Source organism: Streptomyces sp. NPDC093568, from assembly GCF_044764945.1.
Taxonomy (GTDB): domain Bacteria; phylum Actinomycetota; class Actinomycetes; order Streptomycetales; family Streptomycetaceae; genus Streptomyces.
Genome location: NZ_JBIWJD010000039.1, coordinates 1 through 8,870, shown reverse-complemented (window position 1 = coordinate 8,870; position 8,870 = coordinate 1). Strand labels below are relative to the sequence as shown.

Below are 8,870 nucleotides of genomic sequence, written 5' to 3'. Positions count from 1 at the left end.
CACCAGATACGACAAGACCGCCACCTCCTACGAAGCAGCGGTCAATCTCGCGTCGTTCCTGCTCTGGGCAAGATCCGTTTGAAGACGGACCCTAACTTGGTGCAGTCACGGCTACATGGTCCGCCGGACAGTGCCTGGGCAGCCCTGGGACACCTGGGACCTTCCAGCGAAAAGAAGAAGCTAGGAAGTCTGTGCCAGGCGGGTCCCGGTCAGGCTGCCGGGGCGGTCAGGACGGCCTTGGCCGCCAGCCGGAGACTCCTGATCATCGGATTCGGGTCGCCCTTGCGGCTGACCAGGACGACCTGGCTCGGGGGAGCGCCCTCGACCGGGACGGTGACGAGGTCGGGACGCAGTGAGCTTCGCCGGTCGCCGACCGGTAGCACGGCGATCGCCCTGCCGCTCGCGACGAGTTCGAGCTTGTCCTCGTAGCTCTCGATCGGCGGCACGCCGGCTCCGAGGATCCGGTAGGAAGTCCAGTCCGCGGTCTCGAACGCGCACGGCGCCGCCTCCTCGCCGGCGAGTTCTTCCGCGGTCACCGACGTGCGGTCGGCCAAGGGATGGCCACGCGGAACCACGAGCATCCGGGGTTCCTCGTACAGCGGCGTGGTGAACAAGTCGGTGGCGGCGAGCGGCAGCGGGGCCCGCGCGATCAGGGCGTCGACACGCTTGTCGGCCAGCGCCCCTACCTCGCGGCAGCTCAGGTACCGGGTGGCGATCTCGGCGTCCGGGTGACGGCTACGCAGTTCCCGTACGGCGGCAGTGATCACCAAGTCCTCGACGTAGCCGATGGCGATTCGTTCGGTCTCGGATTGTTCGCGCACGGCCAGCTCGGCCCGGCGGGCGGTCCGCAGCAGGGCTTGTGCACGGGGGAGGAACCTCTGGCCGGCCGGAGTGAGCCGGGTGCCCTTGGGGTCGCGGTCCAGCAGCCGTGCGCCGAGATACTTCTCGAGCCGTTGGATCTGGCGGCTCAGCGCCGGCTGGGCCACGTGCAGTTCGGCGGCGGCCCGGCCGAAGTGCTGGTGCGCCGCCACCACGGTGAAGTAGCGCACCAGCCGCAGTTCCAGGTCCTGTCCGAGATCGTTCACCCCTCCAGCGTACGCGTCATGCCGTTTCGGAATGATCAGGTTGCCGAACCGGTCTTGGACGGCCATACAGTCCTGCGCCTTGACTGAAGGAGCAACGTTTCCCCGAGAAAGCGACAGGCGCGATGAAGGCGATCCAGTTCCACGAAGCGGGCGGGCCGGGAGTCTTGCAGTATGACGAGGTGCCGGTTCCTGAGATCGGCCCGGGCGAGGTGCTCGTCCGGGTGCACGCGGCGGGTATCAACCCGCCGGACTGGTACCTGCGTGAGGGGATGAAGGTCATGCCGGCCGAGATGAGGCCGGCGCTTGAGTTCCCCCTGATCCCTGGAACGGACATGTCCGGCGTGGTTAAGGCGGTCGCTCCGGACGTGCTGGGGTTCGCAGTCGGTGACGAGGTCTTCGGCATGCTGCGGTTCCCCGGATTCGACGGCCGGACGTACGCCGAGTACGTGGCCGCGCCGGCTTCCGACCTGGCCCACAAGCCGGCCGGTATCGACCACGTGCAGGCGGCTGGAGCGCCGATGGCTGTGCTTACGGCCTGGCAGTACCTGGTTGATCTCGGCCACGACGTGCCGTCTCCTTTCACCGGCCAGGTGCACCGGCCGGTGCCGATCACGCCGGGGATGACCGTGCTGGTCAACGGGGCTGCCGGTGGAGTGGGCCACTTCGCGGTGCAGCTGGCGAAATGGAAGGGGGCACACGTCATCGCGGTGGCCTCAAGCCGGCACGAGCAATTCCTGCGCAAGCTCGGCGCCGATGAGTTCATCGACTACACCAGGACGCAGGCCGCGGATGTGGTCAGCGGTGTCGACCTGGTGATCGACACCGTCGGTGGACCGGACAGCTCACGCTTCCTGACCGTGCTCAAGCGCGGAGGCACCATGCTTCCGGTGTTCTTCGCCCAGTACGACCCGGAAGAGACGGCGCGTCTGGGCATCACAGTCTCGAACATTCAGGTGCGTTCCAACGGCCCTCAGCTCGCCGTGATCGGGCGCCTGTTCGACGACGGCCGGCTCCAGGTCGGGGTCGACAGCACCTACCCGCTGCCCGAGGCGGGCAGCGCACACACGCGAGCCGCGCAGGGCCACATCCAGGGCAAGATCGTGCTGACGGTGGCCTCGTGATCGCCGAACTCCAGCAGGCGGTGGCGAACTGCGCCCATGCCCTGGACGAGCTGAATGTGCCCGAGCCGGAAGCGGTCCTGACCGAGAACACCATCTGTACCTTCACGATGCCCGGACAGGGAGCGCTCGGCCCGGTGATCGCACGCGCGGCGGTGCTCGATTTTGTCCGTGACGGGTACATGGCCCGGGCCGGAAGTGTGCGGAGCCGCCTGGGCGGTGTCGTGGTCACGACGGCGGACGCCGCCACCGCTGAGGTGCGGCCCATCTGGTGCCGACGAGGAACATCGGCAAGAGCATCCAGGTGAACTCAACCGGCTGCACGTTCGGCCTGTGCCGGTCCGCAGGCGAGCGGCGGATCGCCGAGCTCACCCTCCCGCTGGACAACGACTTTTAATGCGGGGCCGGGTGTATTGACCCGCAGCGGCGCGGTCTCTCGGCACGTCGCCGAACGCGGCGGCGATCTCCTTCAACGTCAGCAGCCAGGAGACCGTCAGGACGTTCGTGTCCTGCCCTCTCGGCAAACTCGGGCTTCGCGACGGGCGTTCAGGCTGGTCGTGTACGCCCCGCCGGAGGCTGGTGGTGTGCTGCGGGTCCGCTCAGCGGCCGGCCGTGACGGCATCAAGGTGGTCGCGTGGACGTATGGGTGAAGCGGCCGGACGGCGCCGGCTACGACGACGCGCCGCCCGTGGCCAGCGCGGTTCGTGCCAGCCCGCGCAGCCAGGCGTGGGCGTGGTCGGTGTCGTAGCGCTGATGCCACGACAGGTATATCGGTGCCGAAGGCAGTTCGAGCGGGAGGGGGAGCACGACCAGGCCGAGGTCGGCGACTGCTGAGCGCGTGGTGGCCTCGGGGACGCTGATCAGGAGGTCGGAGCCGCGCGCGAACTCCAGCGCGGCTGCTTCCGTGGGCGCGGTCGCCACCACGCGGCGGGTGAGGCCGAGCCGCGCGAGGGCGTCGTCGAGGGCATTGCTGAGGTTTCCACGTCGCGAGACGGTGACGTGCTCAGCGGCGGCGTACTGCTTCGCGGTGACGGTCCTGACGCGGGTGAGGGGGTGCCCCTGCCTCACGACGATGACGAGGCGGGTCTCGCCCACGTTCTCGGCACGGATGTCCGGTGCGCTCGGGCGGTTGGCGTTCGCCTCCAGGTCCACCTCGCCGCGCCGCAACTCGGGGGTGTCGATGCTCGATTCCGCGACGAAGCGCAATCGCACACCCGGCGCCTGTCCGCGCACGGCCGAGAGCAGTGCGGGGCCGCTCAAGGCGACCAGGGAATCGTGCCAGCGAAGTGTGAAGGTGCGCTCCAAGGTCGCCAGGTCGAGTTCACGGCTCGGTGCCAGGACCCCCTGGACCTGGTGCAGCAGTTCGTGCACCTGTTCCCGGACGGCGATCGCATACGGCGTCGGGGTCATCGTGCGGCCGGTGCGCACCAGGATCTGATCCCCGGTCGTGCGACGGATCCGGCTCAGGCTCCGGCTCATCGCGGGGGCGGTGACATGCATGCGTGCGGCCGCCCCGGCCACACTTCCCTCCTCCAACAGCGCGTCGAGCGCGGCCAGCAGGTTCAAATCCAATTGCATGCGAGTAATCCTAGCCGTGCTTTACATGCATTTGAAGTTAATCAAGGGGCTCTATACCTTCGAGACCAGAGCGCTGAACAGAGCGCACAGTCCGGCCCGAACGGCCCCATCACCTCCTTCTCAAAAGGGAGTTCACCATGTCCGAAATGCTTCAGACCCCTGACGTCGCCGCCTCCGACGCCGACCTGCTCGGCCAGACCGCGATCGCCGTGCGCGCGGCCGGTTCGGCGCTGCACGAGCGCTTCGGCGAGGTGGTCCGCTACCAGACCCGCGAAGAGCTGATGCGCGCGCTCGCCGACAACGACGACACGGCCCTCGACATCCTGCGCCCCCGCCTCACGGGCCTGCGTCCGGACGCCGGCTGGGTGGAGGACGAGCTGGACGGCGGGGCGCTGCCGCCCGGCGAATGGTGGGTCGTGGATCCGGCCGAAGGCAACGTCAACCACCTGCACGCCCTGCCGGAGTGGGCGGTGACCGCCACCCTCGTGCGTGAGAACCAGCCGGTGCTCACGGCGGTCCACCTGCCGTTGACCGGCGAGACCTACACCGCGCTCACCGGCGCGGGCGCCCACCTCGACGGCCGGCCGCTGCACGTCTCCCACACCGCGGACCTCGGTCTGAGCATCGTGGCCACCAGCCAGGCCCGGCCGGACGAGGACGAGAAGGTCGTGCGGCGCGTCGGCTCCTCGATCACCGCGATGCTCTTCGACGCGCTCGTCGTCCGCACCGCAGTGCCCGCGACCCTGCACCTGCTGAACGTGGCCGCCGGCCGGATCGACGCCTTTTGGCAGTTTGCCGGCGCCCGCGCGGACCTGCTTCCCGGGGCGCTGCTCGTCACCGAGGCCGGCGGACAGATCTCCGACGCCGAGGGCCGCCCCTGGACCCCTCAGAGCGAGAGCTTCCTGGCCGCCGCGCCCGGCGTCCACGCCGAGGCCGTCGCCACGCTCTCACGCTGACCGGCACCACAACCTGCACCCACGGAAGGACCAGATCATCATGACCACGATCGCAATTCTCGGAAACGGCCGCGTCGGCGGCAGCCTGGCCACAGCCCTTACCCGGGCAGGGCATGAGGTGACCGTGGCGGACCGCGCGCCGGGCGCCGCCGCCGACGCTGCCCGGACAGCCCAGATCGTCATCAACGCCACCCCGGGGGCCGGTTCGCTGGACCGGCTCGTCGCCCTGCGCGAGGAGCTGCGCGACAAGGTCCTCGTCGACGTCTCCAACGCCACCGTCGACGGACCGGACGGACTGCCCGCCGACCTGATCTACCCCGGCTCAAGCCTCGCCGAGCAACTCCAGGAAGCGCTCCCCGAAACGCGCGTCGTCAAGACACTCAACACCATGCTCTTCTCGGTGATGACCGCGCCGGCCACGCTCACCCAGGCGCCCGACGCCTTCCTCTCCGGCGAGGACCCGCAGGCCAAGCAGACCGTCCGTGAACTGCTCATCAACCTCGGCTGGCGCAAGGAGTGGATCACTGATCTCGGCGGGATCCAATCCGCCCGCGCCACGGAGGCCGCGATACTGTTCGCACCGCACCTGATTCGGTCCAGCGGATTCGCGCCCTTCGCGATCTCGATCGCCCGCTGATCCGCACACCGTGCACCACCGGGGCACGGCATGGCGCAGACGACGTCCGACAAGCAGGTGGAAGAGACCGCCGAATCCCTCGCGTTCGGTACCGGCCGGTTCCTGGCCAGGCTCCCCATGGAGTGCCCAGCACAAGCTCGGGCTGAGCGTGTCCCGGCCCGCTCCTGTCGGGATTGAGCTGGCCACGGCCGGGTTTCCGAGGCGGCGGACTCGCTCCTCCGCCCCTCCACTCCTGCCTCAAGGCATCGCACACGCCGACGCGGCGCCCTCGTGCTGGTACCAGACGCTGTCCAGCTCACGGCCGTCCGGCAGGGTGTGGCGGGCCGGGCCCGGGGCCGGGACGAAGCCGGCGCGTTCCAGGGCGCGGCGGCACGCAAGGTTCGCCGTCGCCGTGCCCGCCCGTACCGTCGGCAGACCGGCGTGGCCATGGGCGAACTCCGCGCCCGCCAGGAACAGTTCAGCACCGAGGCCCTGGCCTCGGTGGTCGGGGGCGAGAGTGCCGCCGATCTCACCCCTGTCGTGGTCGAGTTCGAGGTCCCCGGCGTAGCGCCCGGTGTCGCGGCGTACACAGACCATGAACCCAGCCATCTCGGGGCCGGGTTCGAAGGGCTCGGCCAGCTCGGGGTTGGACCTGAGGAACCAGCGGGGGGTAGCGCCGGCGGGGCCCATGCGCAGCAGGGCCTCTCTGGTGTCGGCGTCCGGTACGACCTGGTCCATCTCGTTCCCGTGCCAGCGCTGGGCCTCGGGATCCGCGCCCGCGGCGATCGCCGCCAACGCGTCGAGCTTGGTCACCGGGGTGTAGAGCAGCAGGCGCCGGGTGGCCAGGGCGTGCCGCCCGGGCGTGCACGCGTCCGGAACAGGGAGGCCCGAGGCAGCCCGGGTACGTCGCAGGAGCGACCGAATCATGGAACCCCCCGTTGTCTGCGTCCTGGTGTGTCCGGCCGCACGTACCGGGTGCGTGCGGCCCAACGTACCGGGCAAGGGAGAGCACCGTACCCCCGTCCTCGACCGACGACGGGGGTACGGTGCTCAGGGCTCGTGGCGCTGCCGGCTCAGCGGGGGATCGTGTCAACGTCGGTCATCAGCGCTGCCACCGCGAGGCGCACTGTGGCGAGGGGCGGGTGTGGCAGTGCTACGCCGCCACATGTACGCCGATTCCCGGCGGTCCGCACGCCGAACGGCACGCGGCGCGACGGGTCCCACGCTGCTCCAGCTCCCGGGCCCTCCGCCGCAGCGACTCTGGCCCCGGGTGACCGGCCGGTGTCCGTCTCCCAGAACGGGTGGGCGGCGAGGCGAGAGGAAGGCACGCCCGGATCCGTGACATCGCTCAGGCACTGCCGCCGCGCTGGGTGGCCCGCCTCCGCGTGGCCGTGACGCCGGCGCCAACGGGCAGCAGCTCAAGCGCATCGCTGCGGAGGGCTTGGAGGAGATGTACTTCCACGACGGCGGACGCCGCGCTGGCAGCCTGGAAGAGGTGCGTTTTACAGACGTGGAGCACCTGGAGTTCGAGCTGTAGCAGCCTGTGTCACGAATAGCCCGCGAGCCCCTGTGTGACTGAGCGCTTCAGCTGGCGAGTGAGCGCTCGAGTTGGCGGGGCCGGCGCTCACGTCTGCGCCGCGCGGGACGCATGCCGGTAAGGGCCTCGCCGCGCGCGCCGTCGAGAACTACGGTGCTGGAGTGACTGATCTTGAAGTAGTGGCACGTGGGCTGGTTGGCAGCGAACGCTCTTTTGAACAGCTGAGATGCCATCCGCGGCTTCCGTTGGTGGCCTGCTCGGACTCCGAGCGTCCGGCGATCCACATCTGGGACTGCGGCGCGGGGCAGCTACGCGAACTCGGCTCCGTGGGCCTCACGTCGAATGCCTATGGAGACGCCTTTGGGTGGGAGCGGGCAGAGCGGACGCCCGCTGTGGCGTGGCATCCGCACGAGCCACTGCTTGTCGTGGCAGGGGAAGATGGGCTACGGCAATGGACTCCTGCTGGGGTCTACGAACCGGAAGGCGCTCCAGCCACCGCCGCCTACCGCAGTCTCGCTTTCAGCCCGGACGGGCTGACCCTGTGGGGTTCACCGTCGTTTCGCGACGAAGGCGGCGGGTGGGAGAGCTCGGACGTCCTTGACCTTGCCTCCGGAACCATCAGTGCCGGACCCCCGTGGGACACAGGCGTCGCGGAGCATCTCGGGGGCGGACTTGTCGCCACGCTGAACAGCGACCAGGGGGCCACGCACTGCCTTTTCGCGCGCGTCGATCAGGGGACCGCGCCTGCCGTGATGCGACTGCTCCGCCGGGCGCTGATCCTGGACTGTGACGGCTACGAGACTCCGCTCTTCAGCGCGGACGGACGTCATATGGCGGTCCGTGGCAACGCGTACGACAACTCGGTGGAAGTATTCGAGTTTCCTTCGTTGCACCGGATTCTGGCGACAACCCTTGGCGACCCCAGCCCTGGCTATCCGTACCCGCAGGAGTGGCTTGACCAGATGCAAGCCTGGTCGCGCCACAACATCGCCTTCGGACCGCAACCGGGCGTGCTGTGGATCGCAACGCCCGCGGGGGCACTGGTCGAGGTGGACCTCGAAACCCGGCAAGCGGTCGAGCACAATGTGCTGACCAGGTCCCGCTTGTCCGCGCTGGCCGCCACGGCGACCGGCGAGCTTCTCGTTGCCGGCAGCGAGGGAGAACTGTTGCTCTTGTCCGTGCTGACCGGCTCCACGCAAACTCGCACCACAAGCAGGGACGTCTCGAGGGCTGCAGCCATAGCGTTCTTGGAGGCCACTGCTGAGGTTCCGGACGACGGCGACGACCTGGAGACGCACCTTGTCCTGACAGACGGAACCCGAACCTGGGAAGCAGACGATCTGGCAACGGTGACCACGGCCAGCACAACAGATCCAACTTGGCTTCAACTTCAAGCCGCCATCAACAAGGCACAGCTCCAGAGCGAATAGGCCGTGGAACGCGATGCACCGCCTCGGGGATGGGGATGGGGATGGCGAGATCTTCGGCCGGTTCAGCCAGTGCCTGGACGTGATAGCCGGCGAGGTATGGCATGGAGTTGAGGAGATGCTGCACTACTTCGACTGGGAAGGCGAACAGGGCGCGCTGCACACCTCGATTGCCGACGTCTTCGGCCAGTTGGCGAAGCAGTACACCTTGAACCAGGGTGTTGAGGAAGCCGACTGGATCTGTGGTGCCGGACTCCTCGCTCCTGCCATCAACGGTGTTGGCCTGCGCTCGCTCAAGGCTCCTGGCACAGCTTATGACGACCGCATCCTCAGGCAGGATCCGCAGCCCGCGCACATGTGTAACTACGTCCGCACCCGCAAGGATCAAGGCGGCATCCACATCAACAGCGGCATTCCCAACCACGCCTTCTACCTGGTCGCTGAGAGGCTGGGCGGTTAGAGGTCGTTCTCTTTCCGAACCTCGTGTGTGGTTCTCGCTGGTCAGACATGAGATGGCCGCTGTCACGGGAGTCTCGGTTCGTTGCTGGCCGAG

9 protein-coding genes and 1 pseudogene are annotated in these 8,870 nt (G+C 68.6%); 7 read left to right on the top strand and 3 right to left on the bottom strand.

Annotated elements, in window-relative coordinates; genetic code table 11:
* Positions 1-209: 209 nt before the first annotated feature.
* A complete protein-coding gene (locus tag ACIRD7_RS43110) occupies positions 210-1,085 on the bottom strand; it encodes a LysR family transcriptional regulator (protein WP_403461542.1) in 876 nt (291 codons plus the stop codon).
* Positions 1,086-1,207: 122 nt separating this feature from the next.
* Here ACIRD7_RS43110 and ACIRD7_RS43105 point away from each other — a divergent pair, with 122 nt between their 5' ends.
* On the top strand, positions 1,208-2,206 hold the full coding sequence (locus ACIRD7_RS43105; RefSeq protein WP_403461541.1) for an NADP-dependent oxidoreductase: 999 nt from the start codon (positions 1,208-1,210) through the stop codon (positions 2,204-2,206).
* A complete protein-coding gene (locus ACIRD7_RS43100; protein ID WP_403461540.1) occupies positions 2,203-2,511 on the top strand; it encodes a hypothetical protein in 309 nt (102 codons plus the stop codon). The genes ACIRD7_RS43105 and ACIRD7_RS43100 overlap by 4 nt, the downstream gene beginning before the upstream one ends.
* 361 nt (positions 2,512-2,872) lie before the next feature.
* Here the strand turns inward: ACIRD7_RS43100 and ACIRD7_RS43095 are convergent, their stop codons facing one another.
* Positions 2,873-3,781, bottom strand: coding sequence for a LysR family transcriptional regulator (locus ACIRD7_RS43095; RefSeq protein ID WP_403461539.1), 909 nt, complete (start codon positions 3,779-3,781; stop codon positions 2,873-2,875).
* A 137-nt stretch (positions 3,782-3,918) separates the two neighbouring features.
* On the opposite strand from ACIRD7_RS43095, the gene ACIRD7_RS43090 reads away from it, so the two are divergent.
* Both ACIRD7_RS43090 and ACIRD7_RS43085 read left to right on the top strand, forming a co-directional pair.
* Complete coding sequence (locus tag ACIRD7_RS43090) at positions 3,919-4,737, top strand: 3'(2'),5'-bisphosphate nucleotidase CysQ (RefSeq protein ID WP_403461538.1); 819 nt, start codon at positions 3,919-3,921, stop codon at positions 4,735-4,737.
* A gap of 40 nt (positions 4,738-4,777) precedes the next feature.
* Positions 4,778-5,374, top strand: coding sequence for an NADPH-dependent F420 reductase (locus ACIRD7_RS43085; RefSeq protein ID WP_403461537.1), 597 nt, complete (start codon positions 4,778-4,780; stop codon positions 5,372-5,374).
* 237 nt (positions 5,375-5,611) lie between these two features.
* On the opposite strand, the gene ACIRD7_RS43080 is transcribed toward ACIRD7_RS43085, so the two are convergent.
* Entirely contained in the window at positions 5,612-6,280 is a 669-nt protein-coding gene (locus ACIRD7_RS43080) for a GNAT family N-acetyltransferase (RefSeq protein ID WP_403461536.1), read from the bottom strand.
* A gap of 419 nt (positions 6,281-6,699) precedes the next feature.
* On the opposite strand from ACIRD7_RS43080, the pseudogene ACIRD7_RS43075 reads away from it, so the two are divergent.
* The 3 genes and pseudogenes from ACIRD7_RS43075 to ACIRD7_RS43065 form a co-directional block, all read left to right on the top strand.
* Positions 6,700-6,890: pseudogene (locus tag ACIRD7_RS43075) on the top strand (XRE family transcriptional regulator); the annotation flags it as partial.
* A gap of 161 nt (positions 6,891-7,051) precedes the next feature.
* The gene (locus tag ACIRD7_RS43070; RefSeq protein ID WP_403461535.1) at positions 7,052-8,320 is read left to right on the top strand and encodes a hypothetical protein; all 1,269 of its coding nucleotides are present in this window, start codon (positions 7,052-7,054) and stop codon (positions 8,318-8,320) included.
* A gap of 115 nt (positions 8,321-8,435) precedes the next feature.
* The gene (locus ACIRD7_RS43065) at positions 8,436-8,777 is read left to right on the top strand and encodes a M4 family metallopeptidase (RefSeq protein WP_403461534.1); all 342 of its coding nucleotides are present in this window, start codon (positions 8,436-8,438) and stop codon (positions 8,775-8,777) included.
* Positions 8,778-8,870: the final 93 nt, after the last annotated feature.

Excerpts from the sequence above, each read along its gene's own strand:
- ACIRD7_RS43105 (WP_403461541.1), top strand. The coding sequence starts at position 1,208 with ATGAAGGCGATCCAGTTCCACGAAGCGGGCGGGCCGGGAGTCTTGCAG.
- ACIRD7_RS43095 (WP_403461539.1), bottom strand. The coding sequence starts at position 3,781 with ATGCAATTGGATTTGAACCTGCTGGCCGCGCTCGACGCGCTGTTGGAG.
- ACIRD7_RS43090 (WP_403461538.1), top strand. The coding sequence starts at position 3,919 with ATGTCCGAAATGCTTCAGACCCCTGACGTCGCCGCCTCCGACGCCGAC.
- ACIRD7_RS43085 (WP_403461537.1), top strand. The coding sequence starts at position 4,778 with ATGACCACGATCGCAATTCTCGGAAACGGCCGCGTCGGCGGCAGCCTG.
- ACIRD7_RS43080 (WP_403461536.1), bottom strand. The coding sequence starts at position 6,280 with ATGATTCGGTCGCTCCTGCGACGTACCCGGGCTGCCTCGGGCCTCCCT.
- ACIRD7_RS43065 (WP_403461534.1), top strand. The coding sequence starts at position 8,436 with ATGCTGCACTACTTCGACTGGGAAGGCGAACAGGGCGCGCTGCACACC.